This window comes from Mycobacterium sp. RTGN6 (assembly GCF_033804605.1).
Lineage (GTDB): Bacteria > Actinomycetota > Actinomycetes > Mycobacteriales > Mycobacteriaceae > Mycobacterium.
In genome coordinates, this window is record NZ_JAPZKZ010000001.1 from 603,206 (window position 1) to 618,427 (window position 15,222).

At 66.8% G+C, this 15,222-nt stretch carries 18 protein-coding genes; 7 read left to right on the top strand and 11 right to left on the bottom strand.

Going from position 1 to position 15,222, the window contains the following annotated elements:
- Both SLQ33_RS02960 and SLQ33_RS02965 read right to left on the bottom strand, forming a co-directional pair.
- On the bottom strand, positions 1–930 hold the full coding sequence (locus SLQ33_RS02960; RefSeq protein ID WP_319452273.1) for a choline/ethanolamine kinase family protein: 930 nt from the start codon (positions 928–930) through the stop codon (positions 1–3).
- Between the two features lie 6 nt (positions 931–936).
- Positions 937–2,211 (bottom strand): competence/damage-inducible protein A, encoded by a 1,275-nt coding sequence (locus SLQ33_RS02965; RefSeq protein WP_319452274.1) that lies wholly within the window; start codon positions 2,209–2,211, stop codon positions 937–939.
- 156 nt (positions 2,212–2,367) lie between these two features.
- Here SLQ33_RS02965 and SLQ33_RS02970 point away from each other — a divergent pair, with 156 nt between their 5' ends.
- Both SLQ33_RS02970 and SLQ33_RS02975 read left to right on the top strand, forming a co-directional pair.
- Entirely contained in the window at positions 2,368–3,045 is a 678-nt protein-coding gene (locus SLQ33_RS02970; protein ID WP_319452551.1) for a DedA family protein, read from the top strand.
- Positions 3,046–3,102: 57 nt separating this feature from the next.
- Positions 3,103–3,540: a hypothetical protein gene (locus SLQ33_RS02975; protein WP_319452552.1), complete on the top strand. Its 438-nt coding sequence runs from the start codon at positions 3,103–3,105 to the stop codon at positions 3,538–3,540.
- 14 nt (positions 3,541–3,554) lie between these two features.
- On the opposite strand, the gene SLQ33_RS02980 is transcribed toward SLQ33_RS02975, so the two are convergent.
- A complete protein-coding gene (locus SLQ33_RS02980; protein ID WP_319452275.1) occupies positions 3,555–3,989 on the bottom strand; it encodes an SgcJ/EcaC family oxidoreductase in 435 nt (144 codons plus the stop codon).
- Between the two features lie 96 nt (positions 3,990–4,085).
- On the opposite strand from SLQ33_RS02980, the gene SLQ33_RS02985 reads away from it, so the two are divergent.
- Positions 4,086–4,559 carry a DUF309 domain-containing protein gene (locus tag SLQ33_RS02985; RefSeq protein ID WP_319452276.1) on the top strand — a complete coding sequence of 158 codons (474 nt, stop codon included), beginning with the start codon at positions 4,086–4,088 and terminating at the stop codon, positions 4,557–4,559.
- A gap of 19 nt (positions 4,560–4,578) precedes the next feature.
- Here SLQ33_RS02985 and SLQ33_RS02990 read toward each other — a convergent pair whose 3' ends face one another.
- The 3 genes from SLQ33_RS02990 to SLQ33_RS03000 form a co-directional block, all read right to left on the bottom strand.
- Positions 4,579–4,803 (bottom strand): hypothetical protein, encoded by a 225-nt coding sequence (locus SLQ33_RS02990; protein WP_319452277.1) that lies wholly within the window; start codon positions 4,801–4,803, stop codon positions 4,579–4,581.
- 55 nt (positions 4,804–4,858) lie between these two features.
- Positions 4,859–7,609 (bottom strand): glycosyl hydrolase 2 galactose-binding domain-containing protein, encoded by a 2,751-nt coding sequence (locus SLQ33_RS02995; RefSeq protein ID WP_319452278.1) that lies wholly within the window; start codon positions 7,607–7,609, stop codon positions 4,859–4,861.
- A gap of 91 nt (positions 7,610–7,700) precedes the next feature.
- Positions 7,701–8,321, bottom strand: coding sequence for a TetR/AcrR family transcriptional regulator (locus tag SLQ33_RS03000; protein ID WP_319452279.1), 621 nt, complete (start codon positions 8,319–8,321; stop codon positions 7,701–7,703).
- A gap of 60 nt (positions 8,322–8,381) precedes the next feature.
- Here SLQ33_RS03000 and SLQ33_RS03005 point away from each other — a divergent pair, with 60 nt between their 5' ends.
- Positions 8,382–9,221 carry an alpha/beta hydrolase gene (locus SLQ33_RS03005; RefSeq protein WP_319452280.1) on the top strand — a complete coding sequence of 280 codons (840 nt, stop codon included), beginning with the start codon at positions 8,382–8,384 and terminating at the stop codon, positions 9,219–9,221.
- On the opposite strand, the gene SLQ33_RS03010 is transcribed toward SLQ33_RS03005, so the two are convergent.
- A complete protein-coding gene (locus SLQ33_RS03010; RefSeq protein ID WP_319452281.1) occupies positions 9,218–9,961 on the bottom strand; it encodes a glucose 1-dehydrogenase in 744 nt (247 codons plus the stop codon). The two genes, SLQ33_RS03005 and SLQ33_RS03010, sit on opposite strands and share 4 nt — an antisense overlap.
- Positions 9,962–10,072: 111 nt before the next feature.
- On the opposite strand from SLQ33_RS03010, the gene SLQ33_RS03015 reads away from it, so the two are divergent.
- A complete protein-coding gene (locus SLQ33_RS03015; protein ID WP_319452282.1) occupies positions 10,073–11,152 on the top strand; it encodes a diacylglycerol kinase in 1,080 nt (359 codons plus the stop codon).
- A gap of 6 nt (positions 11,153–11,158) precedes the next feature.
- Here SLQ33_RS03015 and SLQ33_RS03020 read toward each other — a convergent pair whose 3' ends face one another.
- Both SLQ33_RS03020 and SLQ33_RS03025 read right to left on the bottom strand, forming a co-directional pair.
- Positions 11,159–11,593: an ATP-binding protein gene (locus tag SLQ33_RS03020; RefSeq protein ID WP_319452283.1), complete on the bottom strand. Its 435-nt coding sequence runs from the start codon at positions 11,591–11,593 to the stop codon at positions 11,159–11,161.
- Positions 11,594–11,647: 54 nt separating this feature from the next.
- Complete coding sequence (locus SLQ33_RS03025; protein WP_319452284.1) at positions 11,648–11,977, bottom strand: STAS domain-containing protein; 330 nt, start codon at positions 11,975–11,977, stop codon at positions 11,648–11,650.
- A gap of 329 nt (positions 11,978–12,306) precedes the next feature.
- On the opposite strand from SLQ33_RS03025, the gene SLQ33_RS03030 reads away from it, so the two are divergent.
- Positions 12,307–13,071, top strand: a complete 765-nt coding sequence (locus tag SLQ33_RS03030) for an HAD-IB family hydrolase (RefSeq protein WP_319452285.1) — start codon at positions 12,307–12,309, stop codon at positions 13,069–13,071.
- On the opposite strand, the gene SLQ33_RS03035 is transcribed toward SLQ33_RS03030, so the two are convergent.
- A complete protein-coding gene (locus SLQ33_RS03035) occupies positions 13,016–13,213 on the bottom strand; it encodes a bacterioferritin-associated ferredoxin (RefSeq protein ID WP_319452286.1) in 198 nt (65 codons plus the stop codon). The genes SLQ33_RS03030 and SLQ33_RS03035 overlap by 56 nt on opposite strands.
- On the bottom strand, positions 13,213–13,857 hold the full coding sequence (locus tag SLQ33_RS03040) for a fatty-acid--CoA ligase (RefSeq protein WP_319452287.1): 645 nt from the start codon (positions 13,855–13,857) through the stop codon (positions 13,213–13,215). The genes SLQ33_RS03035 and SLQ33_RS03040 overlap by 1 nt, the downstream gene beginning before the upstream one ends.
- A 179-nt stretch (positions 13,858–14,036) precedes the next feature.
- On the opposite strand from SLQ33_RS03040, the gene SLQ33_RS03045 reads away from it, so the two are divergent.
- Positions 14,037–15,170, top strand: coding sequence for a nitronate monooxygenase family protein (locus SLQ33_RS03045; protein ID WP_319452288.1), 1,134 nt, complete (start codon positions 14,037–14,039; stop codon positions 15,168–15,170).
- The last annotated feature ends 52 nt before the right edge of the window (positions 15,171–15,222 follow it).

Genomic DNA, 15,222 nt, shown 5'->3' on the forward strand with positions numbered 1-15,222 from the left:
TCAGTCCTGCGCCCGCACGTCGGCAAGCAGCCGGTCGAAGTCTGGTCCCCTGAATTCCTCGACGGCGTTCTCGTAGCGCTCCATTGCCCACTCCCAGAAGTCGAATTCCAAAGCGCTGGCACCGTTTTGAATGCAGCCCCACAGCGTCCACCCGTACTGCGAGACGGTGCCCTGCAGCCGGGCCCTTGCGAGCTTGTGGCGCAGCGGCCGCCCGTAGTAGGCGCCGACCAGCTCCTCCAGCTGATCCAGGGTCAGCCGGCATTCGCGCCAGACGTTGCCGAGTTCGAAGCACGGGTCGTTGTTGCCCGAGTACTCGTAGTCGATCAACCAGACCCGGTCGCCGTCCTCGACGAAGTTGGCGGCCAACAGGTCGTTGTTGCACGGGACGGTGGTGTCGTCCGCGGCAAGGGCCGCCCGGATGGCGGCGAACTGATCGGCGTAGCTCGAGTAGTCGTCGGGGATGCGGAAACCGTTGTCCTGGAGCACCTTCAGATAGCGGGGTTGCAGTGCGAACATGTCGAAGTCGTCGCGGAATCTGGGACCCGAGTGCAACGTGCGGCATCCGGCGGCCACCTTCGCGATCACCCCTGGCCTGGCAAAGTCCTCGTTGGCGAGCGTCGTGCCAGGGACGAACCCGATCAGCAGGATGCCGAGGTCGGGTCGATAGTCGATGACCGGAGGCCCGACGCCGGCCTCTTCTGCAGCCTTGCTGTTGGCGTACTCGTTGTCGCGGTCGATGCCGAGCAGGCTCGTCGAGGTATCGCAGCAACGCGCGACGTAAACCCCCGCGGACGTCGTGATCTTGACGTTGCGGTTTGTCAGGCCGCCCGAGAGGTCCTCCAGCCGACGGGGTTGCCCCGCGAGCGCGGGGAGCTGATCGAGCACCGCATCGAGCTCTGCGTCGGTGAGCTTGAACGACTGTGTTGCCACGCGCGCTCAGTCGGTATCGGAGCCGACGAGGGCTCGACGCAGCAGATGCATGGCGACGGTCGTCGACCGTTCCCGGATGTCGGAGCGGTTGCCGGGCAACAACAGCGTGCGGGTGGTCGTCTGCCCGTCATCGAGCTTCACGCTGAAACAGACCGTGCCGACCGGCTTCTCGGCACTCCCACCGCCTGGGCCCGCGATTCCGGTGATTGCGATCGCGGTATCCGCGCCGAACCGCTTCAGTGCCCCTGCGGCCATCGCCTCGGCGACCGGCTCCGACACCGCACCATGGACTTCGATCAATTGCGGATCGACGCCGAGCAACTCGGCCTTGGCCTCGTTGGAGTACGACACCACGCCGCCTGCGACGTACGCCGACGAGCCGGGGCGCTCCGTCAAGCGTGCCGCGACCATCCCCGCGGTGCACGACTCCGCCGTGGCGATGGTGCGGCCGGACAGCAAGTCGGCGACCTGGTCGTCGACGAACGCGCCGTCGGTGGAGAAGAGCTCGCGGCCGTGGCGATCGCGGAGCAGCGCGACGAGCTCGTGATACGTCGTCGCGGCGTCGGGCTCGTAGCGCGTGACGATTTCCAGTTCACCCCGGCGAAGGCACGTGGTGATCTCCAGTCGTTCGAATCCAGACACCGCCTGCTCGGCGTCGCGCAGCGTCTCCGCCAATCCGGACTCGGGCGGCCCGAACATGCGGATCGTGTCCTGTCGGTACACGGTGCGGCCGGCGATCGCCTGCTGCACCGCGGCGGTCTCCACTGCCTTGGGCCACATGGGTTGCAGCTCGCGCGGCGGTCCCGGCAGGACGACGACCGTCGGGTTGCCCGGCACCACGACGCCAGGGGCCGTTCCGACCGGGGTGAGCACCTGCGCGCCAACGGGCACCATGGCCTGCTTGCGGTTGGCAGCCATCACGGCGTCGAAGTCAACACCGTCGAACCGTTGCATCAGCCTCTTCAAGATGTTCGCGATGGTGGCTTCGAGCTCCGAGTCCAGCACCAGCTCGCGGCCGCAGAACTGAGCGACCATCGCGACGGTCATGTCGTCGGCGGTCGGGCCCAGTCCCCCACTGGTGACGATCAGGTCCACCCCCTCCGACGCGAGGAAGCGCAGCTGAGCCTCGATGTCCTGGGGGCGGTCGCCGCAGATCGTGATGTGCGCCAGCTCGACACCGAGTTCGAGCAACTGATCGGCGAGCCACGGCCCGTTGCGATCCTGAACTCGGCCGGTCAAGACCTCGGTTCCCGTGACGACGATGCCTGCGCGTGCACTCACGGGATATGACACTACGACGCCACGTGCGACCAGTTCATCCGGTCGGAGCACATGCCCGACGCGACGTCGAATTCGATTGATTCTTCCGACGATCCACGTGTCGTTTGCCAGTTCGCAACGTAGGCGGGCTAGTTTGCGGCCGTGACCACCGGCGCGATGGCTCTGCCCGCCGTGATGGATCCCATGTACTGGCTGGGCGCCGGCGGCCTGTTTGGTTCTGCGGTGTTGCCAGGCGTCATGATCATCGTCTTCATCGAGACGGGCCTGCTGTTCCCGTTCCTGCCCGGCGACACCCTACTGTTCACCGCGGGCCTGATCGCGGCCCAGCCAAACGCGCCCGTGGACGTCTGGACGCTCGCCCCGTGTTCGGCCATCGCGGCGGTCGCCGGAGGCCAGTTGGGCTACGTCATCGGTTGGCGGCTGGGGCCCGCGCTGTTCAAGAAGGAGGACGCGCGGTTCTTCAAGAAGCACTACCTCGAGTCGTCGCACGCGTTCTTCGAAAAACACGGCCGCAAGACCATCGTCATCGGACACTTCGTCGGGGTGGTGCGGACCTTCACCCCCGTCATCGCGGGCGCGTCGGGAATGCGGTATCCGGTGTTCCTGGCCTACGACATCGTCGGTGCGACCGCGTGGGGCGTCGGGTTGACGGTGCTGGGTTACCACCTCGGCGGGGTGTCGTTCGTCAACGCGCATCTCGAGTGGATGGTGTTGGCGATCGCCATCTTGTCCACCCTCCCGGTCGTCGGGTCGGTGTTGCGCGCCATGGCGGTCCGCCGACGCGGTGATGCCGACGCGAGCGACCCGCGCGCCACTTCGGCTGCAGATCGCTAAGGCCAGCCCGGTTTCGCGCGTAGGTTCGCCCATGTGGGAACCGTCCTTGCCGTGTTGATGGCCTGCAGCGGGTTCCTGGTGGCAGTGCTATGGATGGACCTGATGTTCGACGTCCAGGTACTCGCCCATCGCGGCGCGCCGACGCTTCCAGAACCGGTGCTGGCTTCCATCGCGAACTACTACCACCGCGCCACCACGACGGCTCGCCCGATGGGCCACGTTATCGCGGTCGTCATGGCGGTGACGCTGGTGTCGTTGGGGATTCGCGCAGCGGTCGGAGGTGACCCGCCGTGGTTGTTGGGGGTTGCGGCGGTCCTTGCGGTGGGGCCGGTCGCGCTCGCGCTGGCGCGGACGGTGCCCAACGCGGTGCGGCTCGGCAGGCGCACCGACACGGCCGCCGAGCAGACTAGGCTGGCCCGCTCGATCTGCGCCCAGCACCTCGTGTGCCTGATGAGCCTCGCCGCCTTCCTGGCGGTGTGGCTGTTCGCCGCGTGAAGATCGGCAACACGCTAGCTCGGCTGCAGATCGGTGAGGGCCAACCCGGTTTCGACGTCGAACGGGACGGACTCGTGGTCGTGCACGATCAGCCACCGCCCGGCTATCCGCTTGCACACCAGGGTCGCCCGCACGGCCATGCTGACCTCAGTGCCGTCCTTGAGAATGCCGGTGACGTGATAGACGAACGCGCAGTAGCCCAGGTCGCCGTCGGCGTCGACCCGTAGGTCGTGCACCGCGTAGTGCGGGCCCTCCCGGTAGCCGCCGAACCAGGCGCTCATCTGCTCCTCGACGGCATCGTTGCCCGTCGCTTGAAGCGCCCCGAGCACACCGTAGGTCAACACCTCGGGGTGTTCGCGAGCCATGAGCGTCTCCCCGTCGCGAGCCTTGACTGCGGCTATGCGTTCGTCGACGAGGGCCTTGAGTTGGTCGATGGCTGACTGGGTCACGGTGTTCCTTCTCGTGGTGTTACGGATAATGACCAGCGGTGGCAGGAAAACTCATCGCGTCCAGCCTTGAGCCGGGTCACCGAACAGAGGTGCCAAATGGCGCGTGACCGCGACGCAACGGGGCGGGCCCGCAATGCAAGAGCTCGCGACGAGCTTGGTCGTCCGCTCCCCAAGGGGGCTCCCGGTGTGCCCCGCATCCCCGAGGATGCCGTCTTCACCCCGCGGGAGGCGCTCACCGTCGGCCAGGACCTCATCGACCGAGGTCGGGCCTTCCACGCCCATGAAGTGTTCGAGGCGATGTGGAAACAGGCCGATGAACAGGACCGCGTGCTGTGGCGCGCACTCGCGCAACTCGCAGTGGCCATCACGCATCTGCAGCGCGGAAATCGCACGGGCGCCCTGGCGTTGCTGCAGCGCGCGACCGAAGCCATCGGCCCCCTCGGTGCGCGCTACGACGTCGACACCACCGGGCTCGCCGGTTATGCAGACGCGCTGATGGCCGACGTGAGGGCGGGCGTGGACATCGGCGCGGATCGACTACGCCCCCGCGTGTTGATCCGACACCCGTGATCGTCGGGCACGACCCCGCTTAGCGGGAGAGCCAGCCCTTCACGGTCTCCAGCTCGCGTGAGTACGACTCCATGACGTCGTCCTGGAATCGGGATCCGCCGCTGATCGCGTCGTCACCACGCCAGATCACCCGAATTCGGGTCGCCCCGCGCAGGTAGACATCGACTCGGTCGTCGACCCGGCGCTGCCAGCCGACGGCTTCGGTGGCCTGGGCAAGCGTTGCCCGCTCGTTGGGCTCGGTCATCGTTGTCCTCATATCTTTCGGCGTCCCGCGGGGACCTTCGTCGTATCCTGCCCGGTCACGTCACCGGCACGACGACCGGTGGCGTGTTGTACCCGGTGACCCGCACCCAGTTCGCACTGGCGAACGGGCTCGGGACCACGCCTTGAAGTTCGGCCGTCTCGCCAGGGAAGACGGTTATGTAGTTGTCGCTGTACTCGATCGGCAGGATTTCGTCGCCGTCCCGTGTCGAGATGAGCTCCGCGCGTTCGAAGAACGCGATCTTCCTGGTCGCGTTGCGCAGCCTGACGGTGACCACCTGCTGGCCCGCGCCGTTGGTCGACCGCTGCGCGGTGACCCCCAACGGTACGCGGGTCAGATAGTTCAGCGGAGTCATGTCCGCCCAAGTGGCCTGGTTCGCGTCGAAGGCGAAGTCGCCGTTGGGATCTCCGACGTCGTCGTTGCGTTGTGATTGCCAGTACACGTTCTCGCCTATGACGTCGCCGTCATCGCTCAGCAATTGGCACCGCACGAAGAACACCCGCGAGTCCCTGGCCTCCCGAGGCAGCGTCAGCGCCGCGGCGACGCCGCCCGAGGGCACGGTGAGCGGGCCGGTGGTCCTGTCGTCGCGCACCGTGCCCGCCAGGTCGTAGACCCGCACCCGCACCCGCACGTCCCGCGCCTCGCTCGGCGTCTGATTGACGACGGTCACGTTTGCCTGGCTGTGGTCGCCCGTCGCATACGAGTCGAAGACGACCGACAGTGGCCGCAGGCCCTTCTTGGCGCCGTAGTACGCCCCACCCGGACGCAGGTAGTAATCGAAGACGTTGCCGAAGAACGACGGCCAGTGGTTGTTGAGCATCCAGTACAGCGTCATCTTGTGGCCCGCCCACCCGAGCGCGGCGAACGACTCGAACTGCGCACGCGTCGACTCGTAGTGCGACAGTTGCGCCTTGCGTGCGAATTCCTCTGCGCCACTTGACGGTCCGTAGCGCCGATTTATGACGCGCTGGGCGCTGGTCAGGGCGGCGTTGCCGGGATTGGACCCGGAGTGGAAGTACCAGGTGTCGTTGATCGGCCAGAGCTTGTCCGGCGGAATGAACTCCTTCAGGCTGGCAAAGGGCGGGATGTGCTCGTTGTCGCCCTGCTCGGCCGATGCGCCTCGCGCCGCGCGATACTGCCCCGAGAACCAGTAGGTCGGCGGTCGCCAGGTGTACGGGCCCGCCATCTGAATGCCATCCCACAGGCGTTCGCCGTCGGCCGTCGTCGTGTAGGACGACACCGAATCCACGATCGCGTTCTGCCAGTGCAGGTTACCGAGCGCCGAGCGGTAGGCGGCCAACACCGGCGCGGGTGGGCGACCATCGCTGGCGTTGGCCCACACGAATGCCGAGGCGTGCGAACGCAACATCGCGACCTGCGACCGCAGACTCTCCAACGCGACCCGCATGTCCTCGTTGTCCCACTGCGGCCACTTCTCCCACTGGTTGCAGCACATCCAACCGACCATCAGCGGAATGCCGAGCTCGTCGGCTGCCTCGACGAAGCCCTCGGTGGGAATCTTCGACTCCAGCCTCACCATGTTCAGGCCCAGGTCCCTGACGTATCCGAGGATCGCGCGCTCGCGGTCGGGGTCGTATCTGAAGAGCAGATCCGGCGTGTACGTCGCCCCGCGAACCAGGAAGTCGCGGCCGTTCACCTGTAGATAGAAACTTCCACCCCGACCGAGCTCGGGGAATCGTTCGTCGTCGTCGCGGCCCTGGGTGATGGTCCGCACGCCGAAGCGCAGCCCCTTCTCGTCGACGGGTCTGTCGAACTGCAGGAACTGCAGTCGCAGGTCATATAGGTTCGGCGCACCCATCGTGTACGGCCACCAGAGGTCGGGTCGCTGCAGCGTCAGGGAGCCGAAATCATCTGGGCTGAAGGTGATCTCGCGTTGCTCGTCGGGTCGCAGGGTGACGGGCTGTTCGACCTCGACGTCGGGCTTCCCCGGCCGGGTGATGGTGGCCCGCAGCACCCCGCCCACCGGGCGATCCGAGAAGTTGTGCAGGTCGCTGCGGATCGTCAGGCGTGCACTGTCGATGGCCGGCAGCGGCAGTTCGGAGTTCACCGCCGAGTCGCCGATGGCCACCGCGCCGGACATCCGGAGGTAGACGGGCTTCCAGATCCCGGCGTTGCGATCGGGAACGAAGGAATTGCCGTTGAACGGATTCTTGTTGGGGCCCCGGTACCCGAGGTAGTTCCAGTTGATCCAGTCGAACCAGCTGTCGGCGAGTTCGACCCCGTCGACGTCCTGCATGGCCCGTTCGGGCGTCACCTTGACGGCGAGCACGTTGGCGCGCCCCCGCTCGATCCACCGGGACACGTCGAGGTCGTGGTCGACGTACATCCCGACGAGCTGGTCGCTTCCCGCGACGAGGTGCCCGTTCAGCCACACCTCGGCGCGATAGTTGATGCCGGGGAAGTTCAGTTGATAGGCGCTATGTCCCGCGGGGGCGTCGAACGTGGTGCGGTACCACCAGTCCTGTTGGTAGAGGTCCTGGGGCACGCGGTCGAGCAGGTTCGTGCCGTAATACGGGTCCGGGTACGTACCGTCGGCCCGCAGCGCCTCCAACACCGTCGCCGGCATGCTGCGGATCTGGTGCCAGTCCGAGTCGCGGAACCCCGCCGACGAGACGACCGCACCGTCGGCCTCGACGTCGCGCGCCGACGAGAGCGTCCACCCGTTCGCAAGTTCGACCTGGGCGGCCGGGGCCTCGGGCCTTGCGAAGCGCGGCAGGTCTCCACCGCAGAGCAGAAGCAGGAGCAGTAGCGCGAGGACGGTGCCCAAACCCGCGGTTCGGCGCAGCGCGGTCGCTATTGCCCTACCTCCTCCGGTGGTCGTGAAGGCACCATTCTGCCTGTCGCCCCGAAGCGCGCGCTCAGCTGGAGGCGATCCCGGTGATCACGCGGTCGCAGACGGCGAACATCTGTGTCAGGGCCGTCGCTGCGTCATCGGCCCGGGAGACGTAGAGCGCCGCCTCGTCGAGCGCGCCGAGCAGCACGTGCGCCGCGGGCCTCGTCGGCTGGTCGGGAATGACGCCGTCGGCGATCGCCTGCGCCAGCATGGCCTCGATCACGCCAAGCCCGTAACGCATGCCGACCTCGCGCCAGCGGTCCCAACCGAGCACCGCGGGGGCGTCGATGAGCACGATCCGCTGAACCTTCGGCGACGAGCACTCCTCCAGGAACAGCCGGGCGCCGAGGCGCATCGCGTCCAGGTGGGTCTCGGGCGCGGCCGAGGAGATCCGGTTCGCGATCGCGGTGACGAGGTCGCTTTCGACCTGCTCGTACACCGCTGCGAAAAGCCCTGCCTTGTCACCGAATTGGTGGTACAGCGCGCCGCGCGTGACTCCGGCCGCGTCGACGATCGCCTGCGTCGACACGGCTGCGAACCCGGCGGTGGCGAACAGTCTGCGCCCAGCCTCGAGCAACCGCGCCTGTGTCGCCGCGGTGCGCTCCGCCTGGGTCCGGCGGGTTTCGGACTTGCCATTGACTTTCATACAGTCTGCACGTAACTTTCATACCGAGTGTTCGGAAGTTAACCAGGAAGGTTAGTCGAGATGCCAGAGGTCAGGTTGGAACAAGCGACGATCCCCTACCGCGTGTTGGGCCCGGACGACTCGTCGCATCCGCCCGTGCTCTTCGTCCACGGCATCCTCGTCGACCACCGGCTATGGCTCAAGGTGGCAGAGGAACTGGCCCGCAACGGCTTTCGGTGCATCCTGCCGGACTGGCCCCTTGGTTCGCACACGCTGCCCGTGGCCGAGTCGGTGCCGCTGAGTCCCGGACTGGTCGCGGACATGGTCGCTGAGTTCATCGACGCGCTCGAACTGCAAGACGTGACCCTCGTCGGGAACGACACGGGCGGCGGCATCTGCCAGCTCGTCGTCGACCGCCATCCCGAGCACGTCGGCCGGCTGGTGCTGACGAACTGCGATGCGTTCGAGAAGTTCCCACCGTTCCCGTTCAACGTCGTGTTCGCGACGATGCGCGGGCCCCGATCGATCCAGGCCCTGTTGCGGCTCATGAAGGTGCCCGCGTTGCGACGTTCCCCGCTGGGCTACGGGCTGCTGCTGCGGCGTGACGACGCGTTGACGGCATCCTGGGTGCAGCCCAGCGGTACCGATCGGCGGATCGCGGCGAACCTCGCCACGTTGTTGCGCGCCGTCCGCGCAACGGATCTCACCGACGTGGCGACCCGGCTCCCCCGGTTCGCCAAACCCGTCACGCTGGTGTGGGGCATGGCCGACCGGGCCTTCACGCCCGCACTGGGACGCCGGCTCGCCGCGGTGTTCCCGAACGCGACGATGGTGGAAGTGCCTGGTGCGCGCACGTTCGTCGCGCTCGACGCCCCCGGCGCCGTCGTCGACGCCATCGCGACCGTTGGAGCAACCCGCTAGAACAGGTCCCGGTGCGGGACGTCGGTCACCAGGCCGCCGTCCATCACGAACTCGGCGCCGGTCGAGAACGACGACTCGTCGCTGACCAGGAACACCACGAACGACGCGACCTCCTCGACCTGTCCGGGACGGCCGAGCGGTGCGGTGACCATGTCGTCGGGAAAGTGTTTGGTCATCGGCGTGCGGATGAAGCCGGGGTGGATCGAGTTCACCCGGATGTTCGACGGACCGAGCTCGATCGCGGCCGACTTGGCCAGCCCGCGCACCGCCCACTTGGACGCGACGTACGGGTGCACCATGGGCGCACCGCGCAGTCCCTCGATGGACGACACGTTGATGATCGAACCGCCGCCAGCCGCCTTCAGCTGTTCGACGACGGCCTGCATGCCGAGGAACGTGCCGGTCAGGTTGACGTCGATGACCTGTTGGAACTTGACCATGTCGAACTTGCCGATCTTGCCAAGTGCGACGATCCCGGCGTTGTTGACGAGCGCCGTGAGCCGCCCGAAGGCCTCGACGGCGACGTTGACGGCGGCATCCCACTGCTCGGCGTCGGTGACGTCGAGATGGACGTACCGGGCCGCGTCACCGAGCTCGTCGGCGAGGGTCTTGCCCTCCTCGTCGAGGATGTCGCCGATGATCACTTTTCCGCCCTCGGCGACGAGAGCCCGTGCGTGAGCGGCCCCCATCCCCCGCGACCCGCCGCTGATCAGTGTTACTTTTCCGTCCACGCGTCCCATGACGGGTCAGGCTACCGTACGCAGATTTCGAACTAGAACCTGTTCCAATTCTGAGGTGCAGCACGCATACTGCTATGCGTCTCGGCGGAGCCGGACGGAAAAGGGGCAAGCATGGCGATACGTGTCGCGCTCATCGGCACCGGCAACTGCGGCAGGCTCGCGCTGCGCCAGCTGGTGAACGATCCGCGGTTCGAACTGACCGGCGTCTGGGTCTCGTCCGAGGCCAAGGTCGGGACGGACGCGGGCAAACTCGCCGGCCTGGACGTGCACACGGGCATCGCCGCGATAAACGACCTCGACGCCATCGTCGCAGCCAAGCCCGACTGCGTCATCTACTGCGCGATGGGCGATACGCGGCTGCCCGAGGCGATGGCCGACATCCGCCAGCTGCTCGCCGCAGGCATCGACGTGGTCGGTTCGGCGCCCGGGGTATTGCAGTTCCCGTGGCAGGTGATCCCAGACAAGTACATCCAGCGCATCGAAGATGCTGCGCGGGAAGGTGATTCGACCGTCTTCATGACCGGCGTCGATCCCGGTTTCGCCACCGATCTGCTGCCGTTCGCGCTCGCAGGCACCTGCCAGAGCATCAAGCAGGTACGCACGATGGAGATCGCCGACTACGCCACCTACGACGGTGCGACGGTGATGTTCGACGTGATGGGATTCGGAAATCAGTTGGGAGACTTCCCGATTCTGTTCCAGCCGGGTGTGCTGAGCATCGCCTGGGGCACCGCGATCCGGCAGTTGGCGGCTGGCCTCGGCGTCGAGGTCGACGAGATCAGGGATTCCGTCGAACAGGAACCGGCACCGGAGGACTTCGATGTTGCGGTCGGAACCATCAAGAAGGGCACCGTCGCCGCGCTGCGCTTCCAGATCGAGGGTCTGGTCCAGGGTGAGCCCGTCATCGTCGTCGAGCACATCACGCGGCTGCGCGGCGACCTTCGTCCCGACTGGGCGCAGCCCGCGCAGGAAGGCGGCTCGTACCGGGTCGAGATCACCGGGGAACCGTCATACGTCATGGACGTCTCCCCAACGAGCCGCAACGGCGACCACAACTACGCCGCCATCCTTGCCGCGGCGGGTCGGATCGTGAACGCGATCCCGGACGTGCTCGCCGCCGAAACGGGCATCCGGAGCACCCTGGACATGCCGTTGGTGACCGGACGTGGGCTCTACGGATTGCCGTCCTAAAACCGGTTAGCGACGTGCGACGTTCGTCCAGGTCATCTTGACCGCAGTGCCGTCGATCGACGTCTCGATGGCGGCGCGGTCCGACAGCGCACGAATCAGCGGGATGCCCCGCCCACGGGTTCGGGTGTCCGGCTGGGTGTCGGACATGCGCCACTCGCCGCGGTCGGCGACGACGACGGTGATGACTGATTCGGCGGGGTCGTGCCAGGCCTGGAGATCCATGGTGCCCGCATCACACGAGTCGGCGTACGCGTACTCGGCGCTGTTGGCCAACGCTTCGTTGATGGCCAGCACCAGGTCGCTCGATCGAGCTGCGTCGAGGTCGAAGAACTGCTTGAGCCATCCGGCGAATTCGTCACGGGTGCGCGCGGCGAGCTGCGGCGTGGCCGCGACTCCGATGCGCTCGAAGCGCTCGGCGTTGGCGACGTCAGCAGTGGGCATTGGGTCGATCATGACAAAAGCTACGTACCCGGTCGAACGATTGCCTAAGCGTGTCTACCCAGTGAATGCGGCGAGGGCATCGTCGAGCGTCGCGTAGAGCGGGACGATGTCGGCGATTCCCACCAATTTCAGCGGCCGGCTCGTGGCAGGGCCGTCGGCAACCACACAGAATCGGGTGCCGTCATCCTTCGCGTCGTGCGCCGCGACCAGCACGCCCATGCCGGCCGAGGCAAGGAACTCGACATCGGTCAGGTCGACCACGAGCCCCTCGGGTTTGTTGGCCACTGCGGTGCGCAACGCGCCTTCGAGTTCGGGTGCGGTCAGCATGTCGACGACGCCTGCGGCCGTCACGACGACGACTTCGCCGACCCACTTCTCGGTCACCTCGCACGTCGATGCCGACGAAGCGGTCGCACCATCAGCGGATGATTCGCGGTGTTCGTTCAAGGCCCAACTTCCCTCTTTTGGCCGTGTTCGCTGCCTGCGAGCCGGCGTTACTCGCGTGCTCGCCGGGCTGAGGCTGAACCATGCAAACACGAAACTGCTGAGGTCGAACCTATCCGATGGCTGCGTCTTCGCGCCCATCGGCCGCTGCGTTGATCGATTCGACGACGTCGGACCGAGCTGCCCCGCGGGTGGGCGATGTCGGTGACCCGAGGCAAACTGGATTCGAGCGATGACAGCGTCGCCGCCGAATCGGGAGTGAGGCCTTGATGAATGCCCAGGCGACCGTCGCGCGGCTGCTCGCCGAAGTGGCGTCGGGTCCGTCGGGTCCGCAGGTCGGCGCGTACTTCGACCTGGACGGCACGCTCGTCTCGGGTTTCACCGCGACGGTGCACGCGGGTCACCGCATCCGCAACCGTCAGGCGAGCATTGGCGAGGTGCTCGGCGTTGTCGAGGCGTCGCTGCGCTACCGGTTGGGTCGCATGGAGTTCGAACGGTTGATCGTGCGCGCGGCCGGCTACCTCCGCGGCGAGTCGCTGGCTGAACTCGACGAACTCGGGGAATTGCTGTTCCGGCAGCGCATCGAAGCCAGGCTGTTCGCGCCCATGCGGGACGTGGTGCGGGCTCACCAGGACCGTGGTCACACCGTGGTGCTCAGTTCGTCGGCATTGGCAATTCATGTCGAGCCGGTGGCCCGCCACCTGGGCGTCGCGAACGTCATATGCAACCACTTCGAGGTCGACGAGCGCGGCCTGCTCACTGGCGGAATCGTGGATCCGATCGTGTGGGGGCCCGCCAAGGCCGCGGCCGTCGAGCGGTTCAGCACCGCCAAAGGCATTGACCTGCAACGGAGTTACTTCTACGCGGACGGTGATGAGGACGTATCCCTCATGCGCCTGGTCGGCCATCCCCGCCCGGTGAACCCGCGGCCCGGATTGGCCGCCGAGGCCGCCAGTCGGGGCTGGCCGAGCATGCAGGTCAGCGCCGTGGATCGGCGGGGGCCTGCGCTGCGTCGCCGCGCCGGGCGTCGATGATGGCCCGCACCGTACGACGGCAGCGTCCGCACTCTCCGCCCGCCCCACACGCCGCGGCCACCTGCTTCGACGTCGTGGCGCCCCCTGCCACCACGTCGGCGACCATCTGATTGGTGACGCCGACGCACAGGCAGACGTACATCAGTCCGCGCCCGTCGGCTCCGCCTCGTTGACGCGAAGCGTGCTGCGCAGCCTGCCGACGAAGACCGGCGGATATGCGCCGATCCCCGCCTTGCCCATCCACTCCGTGGACAGCTCGGAATCGCGCAGCCAGTGGCGCGCGTGGTTCTCGTCGTCGATCTGGAACAGCATCATGACTTCGCGCGCGTTGTCGAACGCGTCGAAGATCAACAGCGAGCGCACGCCTGCGGCGCGGAGGTCGTCGACCGTCTCGCGTACGTGGGTGATCAGATTCGTGACGTCGTCGACGGTGGTCACCACGGAGACCATGACCTCGGGGGCCGACGGTGTCGACTGCCCAGCGAGGTCCAACCGCTCGACGAGTTCACCAGCGAACACGGCGGGGATGTCGTCCACGCCGACGGCGTCGAACCAGTCGAAGAAGACCCGCGACCGCAGGAGTTCGATGACCGATTCCCTGGTGTGGATGGCGATCAGCACCATGACCCGACCGGGATCGTTGTTCGACGTGTAGACCAGCACGTGGTGGGCGCCCATCGCGGCGAGCGCGTCCTTGCGCCGCTCGAGGAACGGCCACACGCGCTCGGGGTCGGGAACCCGATAGTCCGACGAGAGCACCAGCGATTGGCTGAGCCAGTGCGTCACGTGCTGAGCTCCTTCGCCGACACGACCACGGGTGCCAATCGTATTCGTAAAGAGGCCGCCGAGCGCGGTGTTGTGCGGCGAAAAGTCGACCATTGGCCGACGTCGTTACGTCCGGGTACTAAACTAGAACACGTTTCAATTTCACGTCCCCTCGCTGGCGTCCCATCCAAGGAGCAGGCATGCATACCGTCCTATGCGACCAACTCGGCATCGAGTTTCCGATCTTCGCCTTCACGCACTGCCGGGACGTGGTCGTCGCGGTCAGTAAGGCCGGCGGGTTCGGCGTGCTCGGCGCCGTCGGATTCACGCCCGAGCAGCTGGAAATCGAGCTCAACTGGATCGACGAGCACATCGGCGACCACACGTACGGCGTCGACATCGTCATCCCCAACAAGTACGAGGGCATGGATTCGAACCTGTCCGCCGACGAACTGGGCAAGATGCTGGCCGACATGGTGCCGCAGGAACACCTCGACTTCGCCCGCAAGATCCTCGTCGATCACGGCGTGCCGCTCACCGATGAAGACAACGAGAGCACGTTGCGGCTGCTCGGCTGGACCGAAGCCACCGCCACCCCTCAGGTCGAGGTAGCGCTCAAGCATCCGAAGATGACGCTCATCGCCAATGCGCTCGGCACCCCGCCGAAGGACATGATCGACCACATCCACGCCGAAGGCCGGAAGGTCGCCGCGCTGTGCGGGTCGCCGAGCCAGGCGCGCAAGCACGCGGACGCGGGCGTCGACATCATCATCGCCCAGGGCGGCGAGGCCGGAGGGCACAGCGGCGAGGTCGGCTCGATCGTGCTGTGGCCGCAGGTGGTCAAGGAGGTCGCGCCCGTCCCGGTGCTCGCGGCGGGCGGCATTGGTAGCGGCCAGCAGATCGCGGCCGCCCTGGCGCTGGGTACGCAGGGCGCTTGGACGGGCTCGCAGTGGCTCATGGTCGAGGAGGCCGAGAACACCCCGGTGCAGCAGGCGGCCTACGTCAAGGCGGGCAGCCGGGACACCGTCCGCAGCCGCTCGTTCACCGGCAAGCCGGCCCGCATGCTGCGCAACGACTGGACCGACGCGTGGGAGAACCCGGACAATCCGAAGCCGCTCGGCATGCCGCTGCAGTTCATGGTCTCCGGACTGGCGGTGTCGGCCACTCACAAGTACCCAGACGAGACCGTGGACGTCGCGTTCAATCCCGTCGGGCAGGTGGTCGGCCAGTTCACCAAGGTCGAGAAGACCTCCGCCGTGATCGAGCGGTGGGTCCAGGAGTACCTCGAGGCGACGACGACGCTCAACGAGCTCAACGAGGCTGCCTCCGTCTAAGCGCGAGCAGACGCAAAATCCCCTCATTCCTCGCGAATGAGGGGATTTTGCG

Bases quoted from the DNA above. Each gene is read 5' to 3' on its own strand.
- SLQ33_RS02970 (WP_319452551.1), top strand. From the start codon at position 2,368: ATGGCTCTGCCCGCCGTGATGGATCCCATGTACTGGCTGGGCGCCGGC.
- SLQ33_RS02975 (WP_319452552.1), top strand. From the start codon at position 3,103: ATGGCCTGCAGCGGGTTCCTGGTGGCAGTGCTATGGATGGACCTGATG.
- SLQ33_RS02985 (WP_319452276.1), top strand. From the start codon at position 4,086: ATGGCGCGTGACCGCGACGCAACGGGGCGGGCCCGCAATGCAAGAGCT.
- SLQ33_RS02990 (WP_319452277.1), bottom strand. From the start codon at position 4,803: ATGACCGAGCCCAACGAGCGGGCAACGCTTGCCCAGGCCACCGAAGCC.
- SLQ33_RS03000 (WP_319452279.1), bottom strand. From the start codon at position 8,321: ATGAAAGTCAATGGCAAGTCCGAAACCCGCCGGACCCAGGCGGAGCGC.
- SLQ33_RS03005 (WP_319452280.1), top strand. From the start codon at position 8,382: ATGCCAGAGGTCAGGTTGGAACAAGCGACGATCCCCTACCGCGTGTTG.
- SLQ33_RS03010 (WP_319452281.1), bottom strand. From the start codon at position 9,961: ATGGGACGCGTGGACGGAAAAGTAACACTGATCAGCGGCGGGTCGCGG.
- SLQ33_RS03015 (WP_319452282.1), top strand. From the start codon at position 10,073: ATGGCGATACGTGTCGCGCTCATCGGCACCGGCAACTGCGGCAGGCTC.
- SLQ33_RS03020 (WP_319452283.1), bottom strand. From the start codon at position 11,593: ATGCCCACTGCTGACGTCGCCAACGCCGAGCGCTTCGAGCGCATCGGA.
- SLQ33_RS03030 (WP_319452285.1), top strand. From the start codon at position 12,307: ATGAATGCCCAGGCGACCGTCGCGCGGCTGCTCGCCGAAGTGGCGTCG.
- SLQ33_RS03035 (WP_319452286.1), bottom strand. From the start codon at position 13,213: ATGTACGTCTGCCTGTGCGTCGGCGTCACCAATCAGATGGTCGCCGAC.
- SLQ33_RS03045 (WP_319452288.1), top strand. From the start codon at position 14,037: ATGCATACCGTCCTATGCGACCAACTCGGCATCGAGTTTCCGATCTTC.